The sequence below is a fragment of the Corynebacterium minutissimum genome (genome assembly GCF_000805675.1).
GTDB lineage: Bacteria > Actinomycetota > Actinomycetes > Mycobacteriales > Mycobacteriaceae > Corynebacterium > Corynebacterium minutissimum.
Genome location: NZ_JSEF01000004.1, coordinates 14,815 through 41,101, shown reverse-complemented (window position 1 = coordinate 41,101; position 26,287 = coordinate 14,815). Strand labels below are relative to the sequence as shown.

Annotated in this window: 22 protein-coding genes; 10 read left to right on the top strand and 12 right to left on the bottom strand. The window is 61.0% G+C overall.

Features of this window, described 5'->3' with window-relative positions; all coding sequences use genetic code 11:
• The first annotated feature begins 24 nt into the window (after window positions 1-24).
• Together NX84_RS00930 and leuS are read left to right on the top strand one after the other, a co-directional pair.
• A complete protein-coding gene (locus NX84_RS00930; protein WP_082013868.1) occupies window positions 25-372 on the top strand; it encodes an excisionase family DNA-binding protein in 348 nt (115 codons plus the stop codon).
• A 484-nt stretch (window positions 373-856) separates the two neighbouring features.
• Complete coding sequence (gene leuS / locus NX84_RS00925; RefSeq protein ID WP_039672823.1) at window positions 857-3,706, top strand: leucine--tRNA ligase; 2,850 nt, start codon at window positions 857-859, stop codon at window positions 3,704-3,706.
• Window positions 3,707-4,045: 339 nt separating this feature from the next.
• Here leuS and NX84_RS12885 read toward each other — a convergent pair whose 3' ends face one another.
• A complete protein-coding gene (locus NX84_RS12885; protein WP_169744689.1) occupies window positions 4,046-4,192 on the bottom strand; it encodes a hypothetical protein in 147 nt (48 codons plus the stop codon).
• A 23-nt stretch (window positions 4,193-4,215) separates the two neighbouring features.
• Between NX84_RS12885 and NX84_RS00920 the strand changes: the two genes are divergently transcribed.
• Window positions 4,216-5,928, top strand: coding sequence for a DUF2339 domain-containing protein (locus NX84_RS00920; protein ID WP_039672820.1), 1,713 nt, complete (start codon window positions 4,216-4,218; stop codon window positions 5,926-5,928).
• Window positions 5,929-5,955: 27 nt separating this feature from the next.
• Here NX84_RS00920 and NX84_RS00915 read toward each other — a convergent pair whose 3' ends face one another.
• From NX84_RS00915 to paaZ, 3 genes are all read right to left on the bottom strand, one after another.
• The gene (locus tag NX84_RS00915; RefSeq protein ID WP_039672818.1) at window positions 5,956-7,260 is read right to left on the bottom strand and encodes a hypothetical protein; all 1,305 of its coding nucleotides are present in this window, start codon (window positions 7,258-7,260) and stop codon (window positions 5,956-5,958) included.
• Between the two features lie 60 nt (window positions 7,261-7,320).
• Window positions 7,321-9,021 carry an FAD-binding dehydrogenase gene (locus NX84_RS00910; protein WP_039672816.1) on the bottom strand — a complete coding sequence of 567 codons (1,701 nt, stop codon included), beginning with the start codon at window positions 9,019-9,021 and terminating at the stop codon, window positions 7,321-7,323.
• A 72-nt stretch (window positions 9,022-9,093) separates the two neighbouring features.
• On the bottom strand, window positions 9,094-11,154 hold the full coding sequence (paaZ, locus tag NX84_RS00905) for a phenylacetic acid degradation bifunctional protein PaaZ (RefSeq protein WP_039672813.1): 2,061 nt from the start codon (window positions 11,152-11,154) through the stop codon (window positions 9,094-9,096).
• Window positions 11,155-11,304: 150 nt separating this feature from the next.
• Between paaZ and NX84_RS00900 the strand changes: the two genes are divergently transcribed.
• The 7 genes from NX84_RS00900 to NX84_RS00870 all read left to right on the top strand — a co-directional run bounded on the left by NX84_RS00900 (window position 11,305) and on the right by NX84_RS00870 (window position 19,753).
• Entirely contained in the window at window positions 11,305-11,667 is a 363-nt protein-coding gene (locus NX84_RS00900) for a PaaI family thioesterase (protein WP_111689408.1), read from the top strand.
• 276 nt (window positions 11,668-11,943) lie between these two features.
• The gene (gene kdpF, locus NX84_RS00895; RefSeq protein WP_039672809.1) at window positions 11,944-12,039 is read left to right on the top strand and encodes a K(+)-transporting ATPase subunit F; all 96 of its coding nucleotides are present in this window, start codon (window positions 11,944-11,946) and stop codon (window positions 12,037-12,039) included.
• Window positions 12,039-13,751, top strand: a complete 1,713-nt coding sequence (gene kdpA, locus NX84_RS00890; RefSeq protein WP_370664352.1) for a potassium-transporting ATPase subunit KdpA — start codon at window positions 12,039-12,041, stop codon at window positions 13,749-13,751. Before kdpF ends, kdpA begins: the two co-directional genes overlap by 1 nt.
• On the top strand, window positions 13,748-15,817 hold the full coding sequence (kdpB, locus tag NX84_RS00885; RefSeq protein ID WP_039672804.1) for a potassium-transporting ATPase subunit KdpB: 2,070 nt from the start codon (window positions 13,748-13,750) through the stop codon (window positions 15,815-15,817). The genes kdpA and kdpB overlap by 4 nt, the downstream gene beginning before the upstream one ends.
• Before the next feature lie 29 nt (window positions 15,818-15,846).
• Window positions 15,847-16,398, top strand: coding sequence for a potassium-transporting ATPase subunit C (locus tag NX84_RS00880; RefSeq protein WP_039672802.1), 552 nt, complete (start codon window positions 15,847-15,849; stop codon window positions 16,396-16,398).
• 23 nt (window positions 16,399-16,421) lie between these two features.
• The gene (locus NX84_RS00875; RefSeq protein WP_052319601.1) at window positions 16,422-19,019 is read left to right on the top strand and encodes an ATP-binding protein; all 2,598 of its coding nucleotides are present in this window, start codon (window positions 16,422-16,424) and stop codon (window positions 19,017-19,019) included.
• Window positions 19,016-19,753, top strand: a complete 738-nt coding sequence (locus tag NX84_RS00870) for a response regulator (RefSeq protein ID WP_039672800.1) — start codon at window positions 19,016-19,018, stop codon at window positions 19,751-19,753. The genes NX84_RS00875 and NX84_RS00870 overlap by 4 nt, the downstream gene beginning before the upstream one ends.
• On the opposite strand, the gene NX84_RS00865 is transcribed toward NX84_RS00870, so the two are convergent.
• From NX84_RS00865 to paaB, 8 genes are read right to left on the bottom strand one after another with little or no spacing between them, the layout of a single operon-like run.
• A complete protein-coding gene (locus tag NX84_RS00865; RefSeq protein WP_039672798.1) occupies window positions 19,741-20,592 on the bottom strand; it encodes a 3-hydroxyacyl-CoA dehydrogenase family protein in 852 nt (283 codons plus the stop codon). The genes NX84_RS00870 and NX84_RS00865 overlap by 13 nt on opposite strands.
• Before the next feature lie 28 nt (window positions 20,593-20,620).
• Window positions 20,621-21,388 (bottom strand): enoyl-CoA hydratase/isomerase family protein, encoded by a 768-nt coding sequence (locus NX84_RS00860; RefSeq protein WP_039672796.1) that lies wholly within the window; start codon window positions 21,386-21,388, stop codon window positions 20,621-20,623.
• The gene (locus tag NX84_RS00855; protein WP_039672794.1) at window positions 21,389-22,585 is read right to left on the bottom strand and encodes a thiolase family protein; all 1,197 of its coding nucleotides are present in this window, start codon (window positions 22,583-22,585) and stop codon (window positions 21,389-21,391) included. It lies immediately after the preceding gene.
• A gap of 59 nt (window positions 22,586-22,644) precedes the next feature.
• Window positions 22,645-23,421 carry an enoyl-CoA hydratase/isomerase family protein gene (locus tag NX84_RS00850; protein WP_039672792.1) on the bottom strand — a complete coding sequence of 259 codons (777 nt, stop codon included), beginning with the start codon at window positions 23,419-23,421 and terminating at the stop codon, window positions 22,645-22,647.
• Window positions 23,422-23,432: 11 nt separating this feature from the next.
• Window positions 23,433-24,593, bottom strand: a complete 1,161-nt coding sequence (gene paaE / locus NX84_RS00845) for a 1,2-phenylacetyl-CoA epoxidase subunit PaaE (RefSeq protein ID WP_039672790.1) — start codon at window positions 24,591-24,593, stop codon at window positions 23,433-23,435.
• The gene (paaD, locus tag NX84_RS00840; protein ID WP_039672788.1) at window positions 24,593-25,132 is read right to left on the bottom strand and encodes a 1,2-phenylacetyl-CoA epoxidase subunit PaaD; all 540 of its coding nucleotides are present in this window, start codon (window positions 25,130-25,132) and stop codon (window positions 24,593-24,595) included. Before paaD ends, paaE begins: the two co-directional genes overlap by 1 nt.
• A 27-nt stretch (window positions 25,133-25,159) precedes the next feature.
• Window positions 25,160-25,996 (bottom strand): 1,2-phenylacetyl-CoA epoxidase subunit PaaC, encoded by an 837-nt coding sequence (gene paaC, locus NX84_RS00835; RefSeq protein WP_039672786.1) that lies wholly within the window; start codon window positions 25,994-25,996, stop codon window positions 25,160-25,162.
• Window positions 25,993-26,280 (bottom strand): 1,2-phenylacetyl-CoA epoxidase subunit PaaB, encoded by a 288-nt coding sequence (gene paaB / locus NX84_RS00830; protein ID WP_039672784.1) that lies wholly within the window; start codon window positions 26,278-26,280, stop codon window positions 25,993-25,995. The genes paaC and paaB overlap by 4 nt, the downstream gene beginning before the upstream one ends.
• Window positions 26,281-26,287 lie beyond the last annotated feature (7 nt).

The window sequence follows — 26,287 nt, the reverse complement described above, 5'->3', positions numbered from 1 at the left end:
ACCCTTTCGAAGGTTGTTAGTGCGATGCGTCAAGGAAAGGCTATTACTGTGGCACCGGTGGACCAGTTGCTCACAACGCAGGAAGCAGCAGACTTCCTGAGTATTAGTAGGCCAACTTTGGTGAAGAAGCTCGAGGATGGAGCGATACCGTTCGAGCGCACCACAGGTGGCAGGCATAGGAGAGTCAAGCTTGTTGACTTATTGCACTACCGAGAGGAGCAGCGGACTGAACGCCGTAAAGCGCTGCGAGAGCTAGTCTCGGAGGCGCAAAGTGCTGGTGCATATGGCGCGGATACTGTTGGTGCGGCTGACATTGCTCAGATCCTCAAGGACGCCCGTAAGGAAGTGACAGAGAAGGCGCGGCGTGGCTAAATCCTTGGCGCTTTTGGATGCGTGCATGCTTGTGCCGAAGTAGCCGCATAAATCGTCACAAGCGGTCTTCTCGGTCCAGTAACGAAACAACGTCGGTCCCAGAAGGTAGATAGTCTGTGTTGCCTAGTTGTAGGGCTGTGGCGGTTGGCGGTGAGAACGGCTCCGGGTTGTGGCTCAAGATTCCGGCAGCCACCGCTTGCACTATGCGGCAAGAACGTTGATTGAGTTTGTGCAACGAAATGCTGGTCATCGCTTCAACCGCCTTGCCTGAACGTCCGGTAGACCGGTGCTCTGCGTCCTTGCTTATTGGCTAGTGATTCCTTGGATAGCCAAATGTAGAACAGTAGAACAATGTTGATTCTAATGGCGCCGCCTAGTGGGAACAAGGGGGCGTCGACAGTGGCGCCGCCGCGCAGCGGAGCAGAATGCGGTCTAGCTGGGTCTAACTGGGGAGATGTCCGTGGGGTGACTACACTGTCTAACCATGACTAACCCGAGCGATAACACCACCCACCGCTACACGCCAGAGCTCGCCGCGCAGATTGAAAGTGCCTGGCAGCAGTACTGGAAGGACAACGGTACGTTCAACGCGCCGAACCCAGTTGGGCCGCTCGCGGAGGACGGTAAGGAACTTCCCGCGGAGAAACTGAACGTACAGGATATGTTCCCCTACCCTTCCGGCGCGGGCCTTCACGTGGGCCACCCGCTGGGCTATATCGCTACGGATACCTACGCGCGTTATCAACGCATGCTGGGCAAGAACGTCCTGCACACGCTGGGCTATGACGCCTTTGGTCTGCCGGCGGAGCAGTACGCCATCCAGACGGGTACGCACCCGCGCACCACGACGGAGGCGAATATCAAGAATATGCGCCGCCAGCTGGGTCTTCTCGGCCTGGGTCATGATCCACGCCGCTCGGTGGCCTCGACTGACCCGGAGTTTTATAAGTGGACGCAGTGGATCTTCCTGCAGATTTATAACTCCTGGTTCGATGAGGAGCAGCAGAAGGCGCGCCCAATGTCTGAGCTCATCAAGGAGCTCGAGGTGGGCAAGCGCACCACCAAGGATGGCCGTTACTACGCGGACCTGACTAAGGAAGAACAGCGCAAGGCGCTCGACGAGTTCCGTCTGGTTTACCTGTCCAACTCCACCGTGAACTGGTGCCCGGGCCTGGGTACGGTGCTGGCCAACGAGGAGGTCACCGCGGAGGGCAAGTCCGAGCGCGGTAACTTCCCGGTCTTCCGCAAGAACCTGTCGCAGTGGATGATGCGCATTACCGCTTATTCGGACCGTCTGCTCGATGACCTAGAGCTTCTGGATTGGCCGGAGAAGGTCAAGTCCATGCAGCGCAATTGGATTGGCCGCTCCCGTGGTGCGGAGGTCACCTTCCACGCCGAGGGCTATGACATCGACGTCTTCACCACTCGCCCGGATACCCTCTTCGGCGCGGAGTACGTGGTGCTGGCGCCGGAGCACGAGCTTGTCGACGCCCTCCTCTCCCCCATCCCCTACGAGGATGACGTGGATGAGCGCTGGACCTTCGGCCACGATGATCCGAAGGAGGCCGTAGAGGCCTACCGTGCTTCCATCGCCGCGAAGTCCGACCTGGAGCGCCAGGAGAACAAGGAAAAGACCGGCGTCTTCCTGGGCACCTATGCCACCAACCCGGTCAACGGCAAGCAGGTCCCGATCTTCATTGCGGACTACGTCCTGACCGGCTACGGCACCGGCGCCATTATGGCGGTCCCGGCGCACGATACCCGTGACTACGAGTTTGCTACCGTCTTCGGCCTGCCCATTACGGAGGTTGTGTCCGGCGGCGACATCACCAAGGAGGCGTACACGGAGTCCGGCAAGGCCGTGAACTCCGCCAACGATTCCCTGGATATCAACGGCATGTCCAAGGACGAGGCCATCGCCGCTATCATCCCGTGGCTGGAGGAGCAGGGTACAGGCCGCGAGAAGATCCAGTACAAGCTGCGTGACTGGCTGTTCGCCCGCCAGCGTTACTGGGGCGAGCCCTTCCCCATCGTCTACGATGAGGTCGGCCAGGCCTACCCGCTGCCGGAGTCGATGTTGCCCATCGAGCTGCCGGAGGTAGAAGACTACAAGCCGGTGTCCTTCGACCCGGATGATGCCGAATCCTCCCCGCAGCCGCCACTGGCCAAGGCCCGCGAGTGGGTTGAGGTGGAACTGGACCTGGGTCTCGGAGATGGCCCCAAGACGTATTATCGCGACACCAACGTCATGCCGCAGTGGGCAGGTTCTTCCTGGTACCAGCTGCGCTACATCGATCCGACGAATGATGAAATCTTCTGCGATATCGAGAACGAGCGCTACTGGACTGGCCCGCGCCCAGAAGAGCACGGCGCCAACGACCCGGGTGGCGTTGACCTCTACGTCGGTGGCGTTGAGCACGCCGTGCTGCACCTGCTCTACGCCCGTTTCTGGCACAAGGTTCTTTTCGACCTGGGCTACGTGAGCTCCAAGGAGCCCTACCGCCGCCTGTACAACCAGGGCTACATCCAGGCCTATGCCTACACTGATTCCCGCGGCGTCTACGTCCCGGCCGCCGAGGTAGTAGAACGCGATGGCGCGTTCTACTACGGGGATGAAAAGGTCAACCAGGAGTACGGCAAGATGGGCAAGTCCCTGAAGAACTCCGTGGCCCCGGATGATATTTGCCGTGACTATGGTGCCGATACCCTGCGTGTTTATGAGATGTCGATGGGCCCGCTGGATACCTCGCGCCCGTGGGCAACCAAGGACGTCGTCGGTGCACAGCGTTTCCTGCAGCGCCTGTGGCGCCTGGCCGTCGACGAGAACTCCGGCGAGTTGTGCACGACGGATGCAGAGCTTTCCGACGATGACCTGAAGCAGCTCCACCGCACCATCGCCGGCGTACGTGACGACTACGAGAACCTGCGCCTCAACACGGTGGTGGCCAAGCTCATCGAGTACGTCAACTACTTGACGAAGGCTTACCCGAAGGGTGCTCCGCGCACCGCGGTGGAGCCCTTGGCCCAGCTGGTCTCCCCTGTTGCCCCGCACATTGCGGAGGAGCTGTGGAAGCGCTTTGGCCACGATGAGACCATTACCTACCAGGCCTTCCCAGAGTTCGACGAGAAGTACCTCGTCGATGATGAGGTTGAGGTTCCGGTGCAGATCAACGGCAAGGTCAAGGCTCGCGTCATGGTGCCTGCTGACGCCGACCAGGACACCGTCGTAGGCATCGCCAAGGCCGATGAGCGCATTGCGGAGCTTACCGCCGGCAAGAACGTGGTCAAGGAGATTTACGTTCCGGGCCGTATGGTGAACCTGGTGGTGAAGTAAACCAGTATCTACGTCCGGGCAATATTTGGTTTCAAGTAGATAACAAAGCTGTCGGTTGCATGGCTGCTTACTAAAAACAAAGGTAAGCAATAGGCATGGAACAGGATCCAGCACTTGAAGAGTTCCGTCGCCGATTGGATGCGGCAGAGCGCGAGCTTCATGAAGCCCGTCGGTGGCTAGCCCAGCAAGAACAGGCTCGGGCCCAGGCTGCGGCAGCGCAGGCACCACTGCAGCCTTCGCCTGCACGATTCCCCAACGCACCGCAGCAGCAACCGCAGCGGTCGCAGCAGCCGCCCTATCGTGGCCAGCCGGGTCCTCCGGAGTCTGGCCCTCAGGGGCCTATGCCCCGTCAGCAGGCAGGACCGAGTGCGCAGCAGGTGCAGCGCCCGCGGCAGCAACCTCAACAGCATCCGCAGCAGCGGCCGCAACAGGCTCAAGGCGTTCCTCAACAAGCAATGCCACGGCCACACCAAGGAGCACAGCCACAGCGGGGACCGCAAGGACAACCTGTGCCGCAATTCCCGCCGCAGCATGGACCCAACGGTGCCCCGCTTCCGCACAGTGGTCCGCAGCGACCGCCAGCGCAGCCCTGGGTTCCTAAAAAGCCACGTAATCCAGAAGACCAAGAAAAGACACTCATCGGTGTTGTGGCTATCGCTGGAACGGTCATCACCCTGATTGGTGTCGCCTTCCTCGTGGGCATGGCCATTCAGGCAGGGCTGCTTGGTCCGCTCGGACGAGTGATCCTTGCCTATGTGGTCTCCCTAGCGCTGGCCGGCGCAGCATGGAAGTTCCGTGGCAAGGCGCCAGAAGCAGGAACCACTGCTCTGCTGGCGACATCGCTGTACTCAGCGCTCGTTACTTCCTTGCTTGTGGTGACCTGGCTGGGATGGTGGCCAGCGTGGCTAGGCGCGGTAATTATGACCATGCTTTTTGCCGCGTACATGGCCTCCGTCCACTACAAGCCCGAAGGCTTCCATAGGCTAACCATAATGTGGTTTGCCATCGGTATGGCCGTGGTAGCCAGCATTCTGATTGCCAATACCGGTGTTGGTGCTTTGCCCGTGCTGCTCATGCCGCTGATGGTGTTGGGTTACTCAGCGTGGCGCAGGAACGATACTTTGCGTGGTACCGGCGCTATTGCACTGCTGCTGGTCGTGGCCAACCTGATCATGGGTAAGGCTTCCGATATGCATATCGTGGCCAACGCGGTATTGGGTGTATCCGCTGTACTACTCGTAGGCCTTGCAGTCCACTTCCCCACTAGCCGTAGGGCTTTCGGTGACTACACAGCTGGCTTGCTTGTGCCAGCACTGTTGTTGGGGCTCTGCCTTGTGCGAGTGAACTTTGAGATTCCTGCGTGGATTCTGGTTGCCGCTTTTGCCGCCATCGCTGCGGTAGCGTGGGGCCAACTACAAGGACGCATTGCGCTTGGAGTGTTCCCTGTTGCCTTTGCACTGGCGTATAAAGCCACCCAGCTCGCCAACTTTTCTGATAGTGAACATGGGGCAAACGGTGGCTTGTCCGATGTGCGCTTGTGGGTTGCGGTTGTCCTAACAGCAGTGTTCTACATCGCGCTGGTGCTTCTGCTGCCCTACCTAAAGCATGGTGCTCTGCAAGCAGCGTGGGTAGTAGGCGTGGTGATCTTTGTCTTTCCCCTATTCTTCTCGAGCATTGCTGTCCCGCAGGCGTTCCGTGAAGAACCTACAATGTTTGCTTCCGCAGTGCTGCTGGGTCTGGCATTGATTGCAACGTGGTTGCGCAGGTCCCAGATCCATGGGCTCGCTAACAATCGCGTGTACGCTGCGTGTGCGACAGTGTTTGCGCTGGGCCTCAGCATGGTTGCAGTGGTTGGAACAATTACCGGTCTTGGCGGACTCATTACCGGTGACGCCTGGGGTTCCTCGCCGTGGTTTGCCAGCCACGTGGTGGTGTCCGTTGCCTGGATGCTCATCGCCGCGCGCTTGCTCATCAAGCATCACGAAGGATTCACTGGCCTGGGAATTCTCCTTGCCCTCGTGGCAACGCTGAAACTGACCTTCTTCGACCTGGCTGCCTTGTCCGGTATTTTCCGGGCCCTGGCGTTCTTGCTCAGCGGTCTTGTCTTGCTGGTGATTGCGGTGCGGCGCGTGCGCTCAACTCCTGCGAAACCACAGGAAGAACGCGCTACACCCCAAGGTCACAGCCAGAATCAAGGCCCTGGCGCGGCGCCGCAGACTTAGCCACGCGCTACACAGCGCGTGCTGGTGCTAGTCGAGTTCTTGGTTGAGGTCATCGCGCAAAGACGCGAGTACAGCGGCCACAAAACCTTCGTGACCTGGCTTGATAGTGGCCAGGTGGGTGTCATGGGTAAGAATGCCCAGCGCAAAGAACAGGTCACGCGAGATGATGAGGATAGGGTCCCAGTCCAATTGTGTCGGTATGTCGCCGCGCAGCAGATGCACGAGGTCTAAGCCCAGCTGCGGAGCACCACTCGGAGGGGAGTAGGAATAGGGAATGGCTCCAAGAATGAGCTGCGTTGCAAAGTCCGGATCGCGGGCAGCCCTTTCGCCAAGCTCAGTGACTCGGATAGTCGAGGTGGTGCACGTAACCCAATCTAGGCTGAGGAAGAACTCCCGCACATTCAACAGCGTCTGGTGGTAGTCCTCACGCTTGACGGTTTCATGGGCGTTAGGCTTCGGCAGCCAGTCCTTTAAGCGCTGAACTGCAGCTTGTTTGAGGAATCCAGCGCCGGTGAGGCGTGGGAAGTCGCGGATGACATCCAAGTATTCGCGCACACGCTGACCAATCATCTGGACGGTGTCCTCAGACAGCTCCGGAAGCGCAAAATCCGGGCTCAGCTCTGGGTAGGCCTCATAAACTTCCTCGCGCCATTGCTCGAGAAGCTCAGTGGGGAAGCCCAAGTCATCAACGTCATCTGAGAAGTCATCCCACGGGTGAGCGCTGAACGGATCAAAGGGGAGCTCTGAGCTGAGTGAGGATTGGGTTCCTCCTTCAAGGTTGGCGGCTTCCGTGCCCATCGTCGCCAAGCGCTGCGCGATTGCCGGGTGGTAGCACGTTGTCAGCCGCTGATTGATCTGGTCAAGGGTGTAATTGGGAAAGAGTCTGAAGATGCGCTCCATGTCATGTGGCGGGACGCCCATGTAAGCCATGGAGGCTTGAACGTCGAGCATGACGCTGAACATCGCCTGCGGGGAGCCCAACTCAGTGACTAGGTCGGGGCCTTCGCCGGAGATAAGCGCAGGCAGCCCCATAACCACCCGGGAGGTGTCTGCGATGCTGATGGTGATGCACCAATCGCCCTCAGAGGGGTGGTAGTGGACGTCTTCACCGAAGGAATCATAGAAGTCCGAGTCGATGATGGGGAAGATATCGATGGGCTCCTCGTCCTCACGCACCATGAGCTGGCCGGGGCTCGACGGTTCGAGGCCGAGAGCTGCGTGCACGATGATGATCATCTCGCCCACGGTGAGTTCCGCGGGCGTGGCGACGAAGCGGGTGACCGTGAAGTAAGGATTCTCCACGACAATGCGGACGTTTCTAGCGAGGTTCATGGTCTCTACGGTAGGTCAGTACGGGCAATGGCGCTGGGTGAACTCTTGGTTGGCTTTTAGCTAGCTCTGAGCTAGGGCTTCGCCTACACGCTTGCCGGAATGGATACAGCCGCCGAGGAAGGTTCCTTCCAGTGCGTTCTTTCCGTGCATGCCACCGCCGCCAAAGCCGGAGGCCTCGCCGCAGGCATACAAACCAGGAAGCACCGAGCCGTCGGCGTTGAGGCATTGGCCATCGAGGTTGGTTTCCAGCCCGCCCAGAGTCTTGCGGGTGAGGAACGTCAGGCGTACCGCAATGAGTGGGCCCTTGGATTCATCGAGGATGCGGTGCGGGGGAGCGACGCGAATGAGCTTGTCGCCCAAGAAGCCGCGCGCAACGCGGATGTAGTTGACTTGGGCGTCTTTGCTGAAAGGATTATCCAGCTGCGAATCGCGATCTTCCAGGACTGTTCTCAAGTGGGCCTCCTCAATGGTGGGGGAACCCTCCGGAGCGAGTCGGTTCATGCCGGCGACGAGATCAGCGAGGTTATCTTCAACGACCCAGTCGATGCCGTTATCCATGAAAGCCTTAACCGCCACGTGCGTACCTGGGCCCAGCTTGCCGGCGAGCTTCTTGAACTCTTTGTCGGTGAGGTCCGGGTTTTGCTCCGAGCCGGAGAAGATGAACTCTTTGTCCACGATGGCTTTGTTGAGCACGAACCAGGAATAGCCGTGGCCGGTTTGACCAATGTGGGCGAGCGCGGACAGGTTATCGGTGCCGGGGAAGAGGTTGGTGGGCAGGCGATTACCTTCGGCGTCGAGCCAGAGTGCCGAGGGGCCCGGAATGATGCGAATGCCGTGACCAGGCCAGATGGGGTCCCAGTTGGTCATGCCTTCGGTATATGCCCACATGCGGTCGGTATTGACCACAGAGGCCCCAGCGTTCTGGGCGATGTCGATACCGCGGCCGTCGACATGCGCCGGCACACCCGTGACCAGCTCCTTCGGGCATTCGCCCCACCGCTCAGTGGGCCACATCTTGCGTACCTTCTCCAGGTTGCCGCCGATGCCGCCGGTGGCGATGACCACGGCAGAGCCGCGGAGTTCAAAGTGCTTGACGACGTCCCTCGGGCTCGCCTCGCCACGTACCTGGTTGGTGGGGGAGAGGACACCGCCGCGCACGCCTACGACACGCGGACGACCCGTCTCGCCGTTCTCGACGACGAGCTCATCCACGCGGTGGCGGAAATGGAACTCTACCTGGCCTTTTTCTTCTGCTTTAAGGAGCGGCTCACGGAAGACACGCACGACCTCCGGGCCCGTGCCCCACGTGAGGTGAAAGCGCGGCACGGAATTGCCGTGACCGGAAGCGTCACCAGAGCCGCGCTCGGCCCAGCCGATGGTGGGCAAGACGTTGAGGCCTAGTCCTTTGAGGTAACTGCGCTTTTCATTGGCGGCGAAGCGCACATACTCGCGTCCCCATTTCTTGCCCCAGTAATCGTGACGGTCCTCCTCGGTCACTGGGTCATAATCAGCGGAGTTGGCCCAGTCCCGCCACGCCAACTCTTCGGAGTCCTTGACCCGCATCATGGATTGTTCAGGGGAATTGACATAGAACAGCCCGCCGAGTGACCAGAAGGCTTGGCCACCGAGGTTATTGCGGTTTTCTTGTTCAAGGAAGATGACGTGCTTGCCACCTTTGATGGCCTCGTAGCCGGCGACCATGCCGGCGAGGCCGGTGCCCACGATGATGATGGAGTTAGTGACTGGGGTAGTTTCTTTCATGACAGTAATGATAAAAGAAACTTCTCCCGCTTGTGTGACTTATCTCGCAAATGATTAGCGAGAGGTCGAGTCCTAGGCGTAAGTCGTGTTGACCTTCTCCACGAGGGTGAGGACATCGTAGGTCGCCACAATCTCATCCTCCTGGTTATAGAGGACGGCGTCCCAGCACACCTCGCCGTAGTCATCGGTCACGCGCGGGGTGATGCGCTTGGCGGTCAGCTCCACGCGGATGGAATCGTCGTAGGTCACCGGCGTGATGAAGCGCAGGTTTTCTAAGCCATAGTTGGCCAAGACCGGGCCCGGTGCCGGCTCCACGAAGAGCCCAGCTGCCCAGGAAACCAGCAGGTAACCGTGTGCGACGCGGCGCGGGAAGAAGGGATTGGCCGTTGCGGCCTCCTCGTCAGTGTGGGCGTAAAAGGTATCGCCGGTCTTCTCCGCGAACTCGAGGATTTCCTCGAGGGAGACGTGGCGCAGATCGGAGGCGAACTGGTCACCAATCTGCAGCGTGGCCAGGTCCTTGCGGAAGGGGTGGACGCCCTGGCCGCTGTCGACGTCCGCGCGAGTCACGCGTTGGACAGTCGCGCCGCGGTGCCACTGGCCCGTGATTGCGGTGAGATGGTCCGGGGTTCCCTGGATGGCGGTGCGCTGCATGTAGTGCAGGATGCCGCGCACACCACCGAGTTCTTCGCCGCCGCCGGCACGGCCCGGGCCGCCGTGGACGAGGTGCGGAAGGGGAGAGCCATGGCCGGTAGACGTCTTGGCATCATCGCGGTCAAGGAAGTGCAGGCGGCCGTGGTGGGCGGCAATGCCGAGGGCATACTCGTTTGTGAGCTGCGGGTCGTGCGTAATCACAGAGGCGACCAGCGAACCAGAGCCCAGGGCGGCGAGCTCGACAGCCTCAGCGGGGGAGTCATAGCTCAGGAAGGAGACGACGGGGCCGAAGGCCTCGGTGTCGTGCACGGCTGGGGCGCGGTTATCGGCAAAGCGCAGGATAGTGGGGTTGAAGAACGCTCCCTCGGCCTCTTCACCGCCGTAGACAACCTCGCCGCCGCCTGCCTTGAGCTTCTCGACGGCTTCCGCGACGTCTGCCTTCTGATCCGCAGAGACCAGCGGGCCCATGGTGGCGGAAGCATCGCGCGGATCGCCCACGACGACCTTCTCGCTCAGCCGTGCGCTGAGGGCTTCAATGGTGGCGTCGACAAGCGCATGCGGGACGATGGCGCGGCGGATAGCGGTACACTTCTGGCCCGCCTTCGAGGTCATCTCACCGAAGACGGCTTTGACGAAGGCGTCGAACTCCGGGGAATCTGCGGTGACATCGGCGCCCAGAATGGCGGCGTTGAGGGAGTCCGCCTCCGCGCTGAACTGGATGCCGCCCTCGATGACGTTGCGGTGTGCGCGCAGAGTATTCGCAGTATCGGCAGAGCCGGTAAACGCCACGTGATCCCGGTAATCCAGGTGATCCAACAGGTCACGGGCGGAGCCGGAAATGAGTTGCAGGCTGCCCTCCGGCAGGATTCCGGAATCGATCATGAGGCGCACGCAGGCTGCGGTGATGTAGCCGGTCGGCGTGGCGGGCTTAACAATCGAGGGCACGCCCGCGATGAAGGCCGGGGCGAACTTCTCCAGCATGCCCCAGACGGGGAAGTTGAAGGCGTTGATCTGCACCGCAACGCCAGGGATGGATGTGTAGATGTGGCGGCCGATGAAGGAGCCGTCCTTGGAGAAGACCTCCGCTTCGCCGTCCGGCATGACGGTGGAGTTGGGCATCTCGCGGCGGCCCTTCGAGGAGAAGGTGAACATGGTGGAGATACCGCCGTCGATATCGACGAAGTTATCGCGCTTGTTGGCGCCGGCCTTGTTGGCCAATTCGTAGAGCTCTTCGCGGTGATCCTGAAGGTAGATCGCCAGCTCCTTGAGCTTGAGGGCGCGCTCGTGGAAGGTGAGCTTTTGGAGTCCCTCGCGCCCAGTGCTGCGGGCATAGTCGATGGCGCCGGCGATATCGAGGCCTTCAGCGCTAACGAGGGCGACGACATCCCCAGTGGAGGCGTCATGTACTTCCGTTACGCGCGAAGGATTGTCCGGGGTGAGCCACTGGCCGGAGAGGTAGCTGGGGACGAGGGCTTCAGTCATAGCGAAAAGATTGGCCTTTCCATTAGTTTCCGAACGGTTGGTCAGTAAATACAGGCTAGTATAGTCTGCGTCACATTTCTAGGATTAAGTAAGGAGTGCAGCGTGGCCGCAGAGGCATGGAAGATTCAATTGGGTGAGCTGGACAAGAAGATGGGTGTCGAAATCCTCGAAGAGTCGGCTCAGCGCGTGGTTGCCACCATGCCGGTCGAGGGCAATACCCAATCCTTCGGTCTGCTCCACGGCGGTGCCATGGCCTGTATTGCCGAGGCCGTTGGCAGCTGGGCTGCGGTAATTCACGCCTCGACGCTGGGCAAGGTCGCCGTGGGCGTGGACATCAATGCGACGCACCACGCCTCCGGGCGCTCGGGGCTGGTGACGGCGACGGCCACCGCCATCAAGCTGGGCAAGACGCTGTGCTCCCACGAGATCGTCATCGTTGACGACGAGGGGAGGAGGCTGTGCACGGCGCGCATCACGAATGCGTTGGTTTTACCTAAAGCGGAAGGGAAGTAAGGGGGTCCGTAAATAAAGCGTAAAAATCGGGGTCAAGGGGTGTAAAGATGACGCAAATAACCCGTAGGTCTAGGAGAGAGCGGGCCTAACGTCAATACTCGGCAGGTGCTCACCAGCACCGGCGCTCGATGCTCTGGGGCACCGGGCACACCTTGTATTGCTTTCACCCAAGGGGGTATCTCCCACATGTTGGACATTCTGGTCATCGTGATCGTGGTCCTTACATTTAGCGCTCCCTCCGCCATCAACGAGTTTATGGACGGAGACGCGTAAATCATGAACACCATCACAGCGGTCATTGGGCTCATTATTGTTGTCGCGCTCGTGGCCTATCTCATCATTTCCCTTATTGACCCGGAGCGTTTCGCATGATCGCCAGCATTGTGGCGGTAGCACCGCAGTACCTCGCCCTCTTTGCCCTTCTAGCGGCGGCTTATGTGCCGCTTGGTAACTGGATGGCTCGTACCTATACCTCTGAAAAAGACTGGGCTGTCGAGCGCCTCATATACAGAATTTTGCGGGTTGACCCCAACCGGGGCCATAACGCCAAGAACTACACTCGTGCGCTGCTGGGCTTCAGCCTGGCCTCCGTCTTGGTTCTTTACGCAGTGCAGCGGCTCCAAGCAGTGCTGCCAAGCTTTGGCAACGCCCGCGAAGACGCAGTGGAGCCGTGGATGGCCTTCAACACTGCGGCCTCCTTTACTTCCAACACCAACTGGCAGTCCTATTCCGGCGAAGACACCCTGACCAATGCTTCGCAGATGCTGGGCCTGACCGTACAAAATTTTGCCTCGGCTGCTGTGGGCATGTGCGTGGCTGTTGCGTTGATCCGTGGCATCGGCCACCTGGGTTACCAGCGTGACGTGGCGGCAACGCAGGATGGACAGAAGCTCATCGGTAACTTCTGGGTGGACCTCACCCGTGGTCTGGTTCGCATCCTGCTTCCCCTGTCACTCATCATCTCCACCGTGCTCATCCTCGGCGGAACCATGCAAACCTTTGGATCCAACTTGGTCACTGACTCTGGCGTGGATATATCCCGTGCTCCCGTGGCCAGCCAAGAAGCTATCAAGCTGCTGGGCACCAACGGTGGTGGCATCTTCGGAGCTAACTCGGCGCACCCGTTTGAGAATCCAACGGGCTTTACGAACCTGGTGGAGATCTTCTCTCTGCTCGTCATCTCCTTCTGCATGATTCGCACGTATGGCGTGATGCTTAAGTCGCGGAAGCACGCGTGGACGCTGCTTGGCGTTGCCGGTGGTCTGTGGACCGTGATGGTTGTTCTAGTGACCTGGGCACAGCACACCCTCGTCGGTGGTGCGTCCCAGCTGGCAGGCGCCAACATGGAAGGTATCGAACAGCGCCTTGGCATTGACGCCTCGGCCTTGTTCGCCGTGTCCACCACAGGTACCTCGACGGGTGCAGTGGACTCCATGCACGATAGTTATTCCCCGCTGGGCGGCGGCTTGCTCATCCTCAACATGCTGCTGGGTGAGATCGCTCCAGGCGGTGTGGGCACTGGCCTCTATGGCCTCTTGATTGTGGCCATCCTCGCAGTGTTCATCGGTGGTCTCCTGGTAGGCCGCACACCGGAGTTTATGGGCAACAAGATTGGACGCAAGGAAATTTCGGCAGTCAGCCTCTACATCCTCACCATGCCGGTTCTAGTCCTCGTGGGCGTCGGAGCCTCCGTGGCGCAGCGCAAGCTGGTTGAGCTTTCTGCAACCAACTTCGGCGCGCCGGGCACAGCGGACAATGCGCACGGCCTCTCTGAAGTGCTTTACGCGTTTACCTCCGCGGCCAACAACAATGGCTCGGCTTTTGCAGGTCTTACGGTGACTGAGCCCTGGTGGCAGATCACGTTGGGCTTGGCCATGCTGTTGGGCCGCTTCCTGCCGATCGTCTTCGCCCTATACCTAGCCGGAAGCCTGGCAGGGCAGAAGCGCCAGGCCACCACTGCCGGCAGCTTGCCCACGTCCGGCATCACCTTTTCCCTGTTGACCATCGGCGTCATCCTGCTGGTCGCAGCACTCACCTTCTTCCCCGTCCTCACCCTGGGTCCCATTTCGGAGGCACTATCATGACAACCCCCACCATGACCGCTGAGCAGGTCAAGGCTCCTCGCACAAAGACTGCGGACAAAAATAGCGGTCTTGCCGCTGCGGCGCTGAAGGCGCTGCCAAGCAAAATGTCCCCGCTTGCCCAAGCACGCAACCCCGTGATGTTTGTCGTGTGGGTCGGCGCCGCACTGACTACGGTGTGGTCCATCATCAACCCCAGCTTCTACGGATGGGTCGTGACTATATGGCTGTGGTTCACTATCGCCTTCGCGGCCTTTGCGGAGGCTTATGCCGAAGGCCGCGGAAAGGCCCAGGCCGACAGCCTGCGCTCTGTGCGTGATGATGCCACTGCCAACCTCATAACGGACTCCGGCATTGAGGTGGTCCCTGCGTCTGAGCTCACGAGAGGATCTATCGTGCGAGTGGAAGCCGGGGAGACCATCCCGGGTGACGGTGACGTCATCGAAGGCGCCGCTACCGTCGACGAGTCTGCTATCACGGGTGAATCGGCTCCCGTCGTCCGCGAGGCCGGCGGTGACCGCTGCGCTGTGACTGGCGGCACCGTGGTGCTCTCTGACTCCATCAAGGTCAAGATCACCTCTGAACCGGGTTCCACTTTTGTGGACACGATGATTGCTCTGGTGGAAGGAGCCGAACGCCGCAAGACTCCGAATGAGATTGCGCTGAGCATCCTGCTCTCCACGCTGACCATCCTCTTCCTCATCGCCGTTACGGCTTTGGCTCCCATGGGTTTGTTCACCGGCGCTGAGTTGTCCCCGCTGTCCCTCGTCGCGCTGCTGGTATGTCTCATCCCGACGACCATCGCCGCACTGTTATCCGCCGTGGGTATTGCCGGCATGAACCGCCTCGTTCGCCACAACGTTTTGGCCACTTCCGGCCGTGCGGTGGAAGCAGCCGGTGACGTCGCCACGCTTCTTATGGATAAGACCGGCACCATCACGTATGGCAACCGCCAGGCCACGGGCCTGATCGTGGCTTCGGGTGTGAACGAGCATGATGCTGCAGAGATTGCGCGCATTTCTTCTTTGGCGGATGAAACCCCGGAGGGCCGCTCCATCGTGGCTTGGCTGACTGAAAACTACTCTCTGTCTAGCGAGGGCGACGCGGAAGCTCGGAAGGCTGAAGTCATTCCGTTCAGCGCTTCTACCAGGATGTCTGGTCTCGACCTGGCTAACAGAAAGCTGCGCAAGGGCGCGGGCGACGCCGTGCGAAAGTGGGTAACTGAGGCAGGCGGCACGTGGCCGCAAGAGATCGAGGATTCAGTAACCCAGATTGCGCAAGACGGCGGTACCCCGCTGCCAGTTGCCGTGGAAGAATCCGATGGCAGCCGCAAGGTGATCGCGGTGGTGCAGCTGAGTGACGTCGTCAAGCCCGGGATGGCCGAGCGTTTCGCCGAGCTGCGCCAGATGGGTATCAAAACCATCATGGTCACCGGCGACAACCCGCTGACCGCCGCGGCCATTGCTAAGGAAGCCGGTGTCGATGACTACATCGCCGAGGCCACCCCGGAAGATAAGCTCGCCCGCATCCGCGAAGAGCAGGCGCAAGGCCGCATGGTGGCCATGACCGGTGACGGCACCAACGACGCCCCGGCCCTGGCGCAGGCGGATGTGGGAGTAGCCATGAACACTGGTACCTCCGCGGCGAAGGAAGCCGCCAACATGGTGGACCTGGACTCTGATCCGACGAAGCTTATCGACGTCGTTCGCATTGGTAAGCAGCTGCTGATCACCCGTGGTGCGTTGACCACCTTCTCCTTGGCCAACGACTTGGCAAAGTACTTCGCCATCCTGCCGGCGCTCTTCTCCGCGCAGTTGCCGCACTTGGAACGCCTCAACATCATGCACCTGCATTCGCCTGAGTCCGCCATCGTGTCTGCGGTGATCTTTAACGCGCTCATCATCGTCGCGCTCATCCCCTTGGCGCTCAAGGGCGTGTCGTATAAGCCAGCCTCCGCGTCCTCCCTTCTGCGCCGGAACCTCGGTATTTGGGGATTAGGCGGCGTTATTACCCCGTTCATTGGCATCTGGCTCATTGACCAGGTCGTCTCCCTCCTCCCAGGCCTCTAAAGAGAACCTGCAAAGAAAAAGGAAGAACAATGCGTGTTTATCTGCGTAACCTCATTGCCGGTTTTGTCGCCGTGCTGCTCTGCGTCGTAGCACTCGGCATGGTCTATCCGGCAGCTGTGTGGGCCATTTCCCGCATCACACCGCAGTCCGCCGACGGCAATCTCATCTACCAAGGTGAGTGCCTCGTGGGTTCTACCCAAATCCAAGACGGGGTGAGCGAGGGCCCCTACTTCTTCCCTCGCGCCGAGGGAATGAGTAACTACGGTACGAGCAGCACGGAGCTGGAGAAGAACATCCAGGAACGCCGCGCCGCTATTGCCCAACGGGAAGGCGTAAGCGAAGACCGTGTGCCTGCCGACGCCGTCACGGGCTCCGGTTCCGGAGTGGATTCCGGAATCAGCCCCGAGTACGCCGAGCTGCAAGCTCCGCGTGTGGCTCGGGAGCAGGGCATTAGCGAGGAAGAGATGGAAAAGCTCATCGCCGAGAACACGGAGCATGCCAGCCTCGGGTTTCTAGGCGAAGACACGGTCAATGTGACAACTCTCAATATGTCGTTGCCCACGCCTACTCCCTGCCCATAAAGATCAGCTCATAAGATGAAGCAATGTTGACCGAAGCAACTGCGCCGTCCTCGCGCACCAAACGCGGCACCTTGAAGATTTTGTTGGGCGCCGCTCCCGGCGCGGGCAAAACCTGCGCCATGCTTAGTGAGGCGCACACGCTGATTAACCAAGGCCGTGACGTTGTCGTCGGCATTGTGGAAGACCACGGTCGCGCATATACGAAAGCCTTGTGCGAGGGTTTGGAGATCATTCCGCGGCGCACCGTTGACGGTCTGTCCGCCGGGGAGCTGGATACCGCCGCAGTCATCGAGCGCAAGCCTGACATAGTCCTCGTCGATGAGTTTGCCCACTCCAATCCTCGCGACGAAGAGCACGAGAAGCGGTGGGAAGACATCGAAGAGATTCTGGATGCCGGAATTGACGTCATCTCGACTCTCAATATCCAGCATCTGGAGAGCCTCAACGATGTTGTTAAGCAGATTACTGGCATCGCACCGCAGGAAACCGTGCCGGATGAGGTAGTGCGTGCTGCGAATGAAATCGAGCTGGTCGACGTCTCCCCGCAGCTTCTGCGCACCCGGCTTAGCGACGGACACGTGTACCGCGAAGCACGCATCGAACCTGCACTCAACAATTACTTCCGCGTGGGAAACCTCACCGCGCTGCGCGAGTTGGCACTGCTCTGGCTGGCAGATCAGGTTGATGAAGCACTCATTACGTATCGCTCGGATCAAAAAATCACCGATACGTGGGAAGCACGTGAGCGGGTAGTTGTGGCCATCCAAAACGTTGCCCATGCTGAGACCCTGATCCGGCGCGGGCGGCGCATCGCGACGAAATCTTCGGCGGAACTGCATGTGGTCCACGTCGTTTTTGGTGATTCCTTCACGTCGCGTTCCTCTTCGGTGGCGGGATCGGCGCAACAACTTGCCCGGCTGCAGACCCTGGCCCACGATGTGGGTGCGCGGCTGCACCAGGTTACTGGGGACTCCGTGCCGGAAGCTCTGCTCAACTTTGCGCGAAGCGTCAACGCTACCCAGCTTGTTGTCGGGGTGTCGCCGCGGCGGCGTTTCGGCGTGCACTGGCACAGCACGGTAGCAGAGACAGTACTGCGCGAATCCGGCTCGATTGACTGCCACCTTGTCAATCTTCCCCCGGAAAAGCCGCTTCCGCTCACACGTATGCTGCATCCTTTCCGGCCCTTCCCGCAGCGTGCAATCGCGTGGCTTAGTTCAGCGTTGGCCTTCGTCGGACTCACTGCGTTGTTAGTGCAGGCTGACGGCCAGGACTTGGGAACAGGTACCTGTTCTGCGTTCTACTTTGCACTCATTCTGCTTGTCAGTTTGGTGGGTGGCCTGTGGCCGGCCGTGGTGGTGGCGGTGGCTTCCGGTTTGGCGGTCAATTGGTTTTTCACCGAGCCAATCCATACCTTCGACATCGCCGATCCCGCTAACGCTGTCATCGCCGTGGTCATGGTGGCTATCGCTCTGGCAGTTGGCATTCTTGTGCGCCGCGCCAAGATTGAGCGGGCGAATGCAGCTGTGGCTGCGCGTGATGCTGAGCTGCTTACGGTGTTTTCCCGTGCCGCGTTGAATCGCCGTGCAGATTCTTCCCCGAAAGATGCCGTGATGCGCAAGGTGGGGGAGGCATTCAATTGTCGTCGAGCGGAGCTGCTGGATGACAACGGTGACGTCCTTGCCACCTGGCGCGCAGTTAGCCCCGAGCGTACTTCGAAGCACCTTCATATTCCCGAGAAAGTGCGCCATGAACAGACAGTGGACACCGTTGTGGCGAGCGAAGATGGGACGGTTCAGCTTCGTCTTGCGGGCCCGACTCTGTCTGCCCGGGATCGTGGCCTTGTCACCGTGGTCGCGGGCTACCTCGCGGGGATTGTTCGCCGCGATAAGCTTTCTACTGAGGCCGCGCGCGCTGATGCGATAGCCGCTGCAGACGAGCTGCGACGAGCGCTGCTGTCGAGTGTGAGCCACGATCTGCGTACTCCGTTGGCAACGGCAAAGTTAGCGGTGTCGTCATTGCGTAATGCCGACATTGAATTCACTCCCGAGGACCAAGATATGCTTTTGGCAGAAACTGCGGCGAGCATCGAGGAACTCACCGGGTTGGTCACCAATTTGTTGGATTACTCCCGGCTTACCGCTGGAGCAATCACCGCTCGCCACGACATTGTCGAGGTGGCAGAGGTGGCTCATCGTGCCATCGCTTCCTGCGCCTTTGGGCATTCCCCGGAGCAAATCGGGCGCATCCATCTGGACCCTACTGTGCGTGGAGTTACGTGCTGCGCGGATGCAGCCCTCATGGAGCGTGTCTTGGCCAATCTCTTTGATAACGCCCTGCGTTATGCGCCGACTGGCCAGGTGACGATGAGTGCTCAGACCATCGCCGAACAGGTGGAACTGATTGTCGGCGATGAAGGACCGGGTATCCCGCCGGAGAAACAGAAGGAACTGTTCCAGGCGTTTCAGCGTTTGGGTGATACCAGCAACGACAACGGAGTGGGCCTTGGCCTTTCTGTTGTTCAAGGCTTTGTGGAGGCCATGGGCGGTAGCATCGAGGTAGCTGCCACCCCGGGCGCAACCTTTATTTTGCGGTTTCCCGTCGCGGGAGGAGAACAAAAATGACGACGAAGAAAACTAGCATCGCCATCGTGGACGATGACCCGCGTCTGCTCAACACACTGAGCATTAATTTCAAGGCTCGGGGCTACGAGGTTCACCCAGCACGTACAGGTGCTGAGGCACTGCAGGTGGTGTCACAGCAGCAGCCAGACGTAGTCATCTTGGACATGGGGTTGCCGGATATGGACGGAACCGTCGTGTTGGAAGGAATCCGCGGATGGTCTGCAGTACCGGTGATCATCTTGACGGCACGCTCTGATCCACTGTTCAGCGCCGCAGCTCTCGACCGCGGCGCGGATGACTACGTCACCAAGCCCTTCTCTATGGAGGAGCTTCTGGCCCGCGTGCGCGTGGCGCTAAGACATGGTAGCCCACAGAGTCCAGTGAGGCGCACTGAGACCGCTGTGGTACGCGCCGGGGACGTTATGATCGACGTTCCGCGCCATTCCATCACTAAAGACGGTGAGCCGCTGCACCTGACCCCCACCGAGTGGGGCGTGCTCACCACGTTGCTTCGCGCCCACGGCGGCTTGGTACGCAAAGAGGATCTGCTTTCTGAAATCTGGGGTCCAGGCTTTGAGGGGCAGGGGCACTACCTGCGTATTTACACCTCCCAGTTGCGCCGCAAGCTAGAGGATGACCCAGCCAATCCCGCCTTCCTCCTCACCGAGCCCGGCTTGGGGTACCGCTTCGTGGTGCCCGAGCCGGGTGTGGGAGGGAGTGGCTACTCGGAGTAGTCGTAGAAGCCCTTGCCGGACTTGCGGCCCAGCTCCCCGCGGGCAACCATGTCGCGCATGAGCTGTGGCGGACTAAAACGCTCACCCAGCTGAGATTCGAGGTATTCGGCGATGCCGAGGCGTACATCCAGGCCCACGATATCGGTCAGCTCCAGCGGACCGATGGGGAACTTGTAGCCCAACACCATGGCGTTGTCGATATCGCGCGGTGAGGCCACGCCTTCCTCCACCATGCGGATGGCCTCAAGCGCGATGGCCACGCCGAGGCGAGAGGAAGCGAAGCCAGGGGCATCCTTGACCACCACCGCGGTCTTACCCAGGCCCTCGACCCAGTCCTTGGCTGTCTCCACAAGTGCTTCCGGGGTGGACTCGGCGACCACCACTTCCACCAGCTTGGAAGCCGGAACCGGGTTGAAGAAGTGCAGGCCGATGACGTCGTTGGGGATGCTCTCTGCTAGCTGGGATACCGACAGCGAAGAGGTATTGGTGGCGACGACGGCCTGTGGGGCTGCCTCAGCGATATCCCGGAAGGCGGCCACCTTGAGATCCATCGATTCCGGAACTGCCTCAACCACAAGGTCGAAACCGGCGAAAGCGGAGGCAGTGGTGGAAAAGCTGAGACGCTCATCCCAGGATTCGAAGCTGCCTTCCGCACCACGGTCGAGGGAGCCGCGGATGGCTTTGTGCACGCGCTCGCGGGCGGCGGCCACGGCGTCATCGTTGATATCCACCACGGTCACGGACGCGCCGGCGGCTAAGAAGGCATGCGCGATGCCCGCGCCCATACGGCCGCCGCCGAGCACACCAACCTTGGCAGGAACCTGCAGTACTGGGGACATGAGTTGACTCTCCTTGTGAGTGGAAGGTTTATTTCTTGCGGTCCAGGAAGGCCTGCATCCGCTCAAACTTGGCGGGGGACTCAAAGAGCACGGCCTGGGCGATGTTATCCACCGCCGGGTGCGCGGCATCTGGCATGGCGATGAGCTGCTTGGTCAAGCGCACGGCCAGCGGGTCCTGCTGGGCAATGCGCCCGGCTAGTTCCAGGGCGCCGTCGACAAGCGCATCCGGCTCATGCAGCTCGCTGACCAGGTGGTTGGCCAGTGCTTCCTCGCCGTTGAGGATGCGCCCGGCCAGCAGAATCTCCTTCGCCAACGGGGTGCCCACGCACTCCTTGAGGCGCCAGGTAGCACCCGCAGCGGCGGCGATACCCAGGCCGGCCTCGGGCTGACCAAACTTGGCAAAGGGGGTGGACACGCGGAAGTCGGCCGCCAAGGCCAGCTCCAGTCCGCCGCCGAGGGCGTAACCATCCACCGCCGCGATGACTGGGGCGGGCAGTGAGGCGATGCGGTGGAAGATGCCGGAGTTGATGCCGCGGAGGGCATCCTCGCGGCGGCGCTCACGAAGCTGTGCGATGTCCGCCCCGGAGGCGAAGATCCCGCGGGGGCCCTTCGGGGTATCTACCGTGCAGCCGGTGATAATGAGGATGCGCGGATCAGACTCGAGCTGGGCGCACAGTTCGTGAAACTCCGTCACCATCTGCTCATCGATGGCGTTGCGCACCTCGGGGCGGTTGAGCTTGGCGACGACTATCTCGTCGTTCTCACCGCGCGTTGAAATCTCAATGGCAGTAGTCATTTACACCCTCTCAATCGCAATCGCGGTGCCCTGGCCCACGCCCACGCACATCGTGGCGATGCCGCGGCTCAGCCCGTCTGTTTCCAGGCGGTTGAGCAGGGTCAAGGTAATGCGGGAACCAGAAGAACCCAGCGGGTGGCCCAGCGCAATGGCGCCGCCCCAGGCGTTGACCTTGTCCTCATCCAAGCCCAGCTCGCGGATGCAGGCGATGGACTGTGATGCGAAAGCTTCGTTGAGCTCGACGGCATCCACGCTGTCCAGCTCCCAGCCGGCACGCTCCAGCACGTCGCGGGTAGCAGGGATGGGGCCAGTACCCATGATGTCCGGACGCACACCGCGCGCGGAGTTGACCACCACGCGGGCGCGGGCGGTCAAGTTGTGCTTCTTGAGGGCCTCGTCGGAAGCAACAATGACGCAGGAGGCGCCGTCGTTGAGCGAGGAGGCGTTGCCCGCCGTGGTGACATCTCCCAGGGAGGTCACCGGGCGCAGCTTGGCCAGAACCTCCATCGTGGTGCCCGGGCGGGGGCCTTCATCGGTATCGACCACGGTGACGTTGCCCTTGCGGTCAGTGACCTCGACGGGCACGATCTCCCGGGCGAATTTGCCGGCTTCGATAGCAACGAGCGCGCGCTCCTGGGAACGCACGGCGAAGGCATCGGCCTCCTCGCGGCTAATGCCAAAGACGTTGGCCACTTCTTCGGCTGTCTCCGGCATGGAGTAAGTCATTTTCTCCTGCTCCGCGAACTTCGGGTTGGCAAAGCGCCAGCCAATGGAGGTATCAAAAACCTGGCCCGGCTTGGCAAAAGGCTTGTTCGGCTTCTCCATGACCCAGGGAGCGCGGGACATGGATTCGACGCCGCCGGCGACGACGATATCCGCCTGGCCGGATTCCACGAGGGCGGTGGCCAGGGCAATCGAGGACATGCCTGATGCGCACAGGCGGTTGACCGTAATGCCCGGAACGGTGTCCGGGTACCCGGCGAGCAGCCAGGACATGCGGGCAACGTTGCGGTTCTCCTCGCCGGCGCCGTTGGCGTTGCCGATGATGACTTCATCTACCGCGGAAGGGTCAAGCCCGGCCTCCTCCACCGTCTTCTTGATGGCGGTGGCCATGAGGTCATCTGGGCGAACCGAGGACAGTGCGCCGCCGTAGCGGCCCACGGGGGTGCGGAATCCGGAAACGAGGTAAGCGGTCATGTTTTTCCTTAACTATCTGTGTGTATTGCGCTGTGTGAACTGCGTGCTGCGCTGGTGGTCTAACGTCCGTGGAAGACCGGCGGGCGCTTCTCGTTGAAAGCAGCGAAGCCTTCGTAGTAGTCCTCGGTATCGCAGAGTTTGCCTTGGGCGATGTTCTCGGCATCGATGCTGGACCACAGCCCGGTGCCGTTATCGCGGATGTCTTGGATCAGGGTGCGGCTGGTGAGGAATGCTTGGGTGGCGCCTTGGGCTGCGCGCTTGGCGACGCCCCGAGTGAACTCCAGCAGTTCCTCTGCTGGGACTGCGCGGGAGAAGAGGCCCGCGCGTACTGCCTCCGCGCCGGAGATGAGGTCACCAGTGATGATGAGGTCCATCGCGCGGTGCGTTCCTAGGCGCTCGACGAAGAGGGAGTGCCCGCCCGAATCCAGGGTGGCGCCCAGGTTGGCAAACGGGGAGCCGAACTTGGCGTCTTCGGCGACGTACACGACGTCACAGGCCAAGGCGAGGCCAAGGCCCACGCCGAGGCAGGGCCCGTGCACGGCGGCGAAGGTGGGCGCGGGGAAGCTATCGATCTTCTTGAGCACCGGGGTAACCACGCCCGCGAGGTAGGCGGTGGCGTCGTCTTCGCGCGGGTTGAGTCCCTTGATGTTGCGGCCGGCGCAAAAGCCCTTGCCTTCGCCGCGCAGGATGAGCGCGCGGGGGCTAAGCTGTGCGGCCTCATCGAGTGCGCGGGAGAGCTCGGCGAGGTCTTCTTCCGCTAGGGAATTGATGGCCTTGGGGTTGTTGAGTACGAGCTCAACGACCCCAGCGTCGGCGTCGTGGTGCAGGTCGATCATGTGTGTTACTCCTAGGCGTCAAAGTCGAGGACGATGTTCGGCGTGGTGGGGCGCGACTGGCAGGTCAGGATGTAACCGGCCTTGACCTCATCGGCCTCCAGCGCGTAGTTCTCCGCCATGTCGACCTCGCCCTCGACCAGCTTGGCGCGGCAAGTGCCGCACACGCCGCCGGCGCAGGCGAAGGGGACGTCGGAACGCACGCGCAGGGCGGCGTTGAGCAGAGACTCGTTGGCAGAAACCGGGGATTCAACGGAGCCAGAGAGGCCATCGAGCTGGAAGTTGATGGTGACGTTATCGCCTTCCGGATCAACCTCCACGTGGCGGCCAGCCTGGTTCTGGTCTCCGGAGGGCTTGCCGGTGGTGAACAGCTCGTAGCGCACGTCCTTCTCACCCACATCGCGGCTGGTCAGCTCGTCGCGCACCAGCTGCACCAGCTCGAAGGGACCGCAGAGGAACCATTCATCGACGTTATCGGTGCGCACGACGTTATCCAGCAGGGTCTGGAGTTTCTCAGCGTCGATGCGCCCGGAAAATAGCGGATTGACGCGCTGCTCGCGGGAGAGGACGTGGTGCACGGCAAAGCGCGTGGGGAACTTGTCCTTGAGGTCACCGATCTCCTCGGCGAACATGACGTCGCCGCCGCCCTTATTGGCAAAGATGAGCTCGAATGTGGTGTCTGGGGAGGTGTGGAGCACGGTCTGCGCGATGGCCATGATCGGCGTGATTCCGGATCCCGCGGCGATCGCTACGAGGTGGGGATTCTCTAGCTTCTCGAGTTCCTCGCGCACAGCCTCAGGGTTGTTGAGACCGGTCAGGTGGGTCTTCGAGGTGAACGCACCCTGCGGGTTCATCACGTCCATGGTGTCACCAGGCTTCAGAGTGTCGTTGGCCCACGTGGAGAACACGCCACCGCGGTCGCGCTTGATAGCGACGCGCAGAATGCCGTCGCGAGGTACATCGCAAATGGAATAGGAGCGGCGGACTTCCTGGCCGTCGATAGTCGCCCGTAGGGCAACGTACTGGCCGGGGATGTAGTCATAGTCGTCTTGGAGCTCCGGAGGGATAGCGAAGGAAACCTCCACTGAGTCCTCAGTCAGGGCGCGCACCTCGGACACGGTCAGGGTGTTGAACGTGGCCTTCTTCTTTGCGGGGGCAGACGGGGTCGTGGTCATTAGTGCACCTTGAAGTAGTCGAAGGGTTCCATGCAGTCCAGGCAGTTATACAGGGCCTTGCAGGACGTGGAACCGAATTGGGCAAGCTTACGTGTGCGGCGGGAGCCACAGTGGGGGCATTCGATGGCCGGCGGTGGTTCGAGTGTGAGCGGGATAGGACCTTCCGGCGTGGCTCGGGTCTTCCCGCTGGGAGGCGCGATGCCATAGTCCTTGAGGTTTTGCCGGCCGGTCTCCGTCATCCAGTCGGTGGTCCACGCCGGGTGGAGCACGAGGTCAACGCGTACCTTGGCGTAACCGGCCTCGGTCAATGCCCTGGTGATGTCCGTTGTGATGTGCTCCATGGCGGGGCAGCCGGAGTAGGTGGGCGTAATCGTGACCACCGCGGTGTCGCCTTCTCGGCGAGCATCCCGAAGAATCCCAAGGTCAGCGATGGAAATGACGGGGATTTCCGGATCGGGCACCTCGGCGGCGACGTCCCACACGAGGGCGTCGTCAGGCTGCGTGGGGCGCAGCGGGTGGGATTTATCTGTGATGGACACGATGAAACCTTGGTCCTTTCCTTTTCTCTACCAGGTCGCGCCGGGGTGCTGGCGGGCTAAGGACTGCATCTCCGCGAGGATGAAACCACGATGTTCGGAGAAGCGACCGGTGCGCTGCCCGGAGCGGGCCTGCTTGACATCCGGGATAGACAGCCCCGCCTTGTCCAAGACGTAGGCGATGCGCTCATCGAACTGCGCACGCAGGCTGGAAGGAAGAACGGCGATGCCTTCTGCCGCCAGCTTCTCGTGGATCGGGAGGTCCTCGAAAAGCTCGTCGAGGTAGGGCCACATGTACATCAGGCCCTCCGTGATTCGACGGTGGGACTCCTCGGTGCCAAGGCCCAGCCGCAGAATCCACTGGCTGGCGTGGTCGACGTGGTACTCGACTTCCTTGATGGCCTTGGCCGCGATGGCTGCTAGCGTCTCATCCTTCGACTCAAGCAGGGCGGTGTAGAGCCCGTATTGGTAGTAGGAAAAGAGCAGCTGGCGGGCGATGGTGTAGCCGAAGTCCCCGTTCTCCTGTTCGACGAGGCGCGCGGAGCGGAACTCCTCTTCATTGCGGAAGTAGGCCAAGTCATCCTCGGTCTTGCCCCATGCGGTGCCGGCATAGGTCAGCAGGAAGCGGGCGTGCCCGATGAGATCAAGGGCAATGTTGCCCAATGCGATGTCCTCTTCCATCTCTGGTGCGCGCGAGATCCACCAGCCCAGGCGCTGGGCCAAGATGAGGGCGTCATCGCCCAACATGAGGGCATAGCGTGCGGTGTCCTCGGGGGCGACTGCCCCGGAAGCGGCGATGTCTTCTGCGGTGATGCCGTTGCCCTGCGATTGCTTCGTCGCAGAATCGGCGGCTGCAAATCCGGTCACAGGTGCGGCACTCCTTCCGACTTGTCGTAGTAGGTGGCGTGGCGGTAGCTCTTACCCTGTGGTGATTCGAAGAATCCGCCCTTGGAGTCCGGGTCGGAGGAGGCAATGGCCTCGCTGGGCACGACCCAGACGGAGGTACCTTCGTTGCGCCGGGTGTAGAGATCGCGGGCATTGCGCAGGGCCATCGTGGCATCCGGTGCGTGCAGCGAGCCGGCGTGGACGTGGGAGAGGCCGCGGGAGGAGCGTACGAAGACCTCCCACATGGGCCAGTTAGAGCTGGACATGGAATCT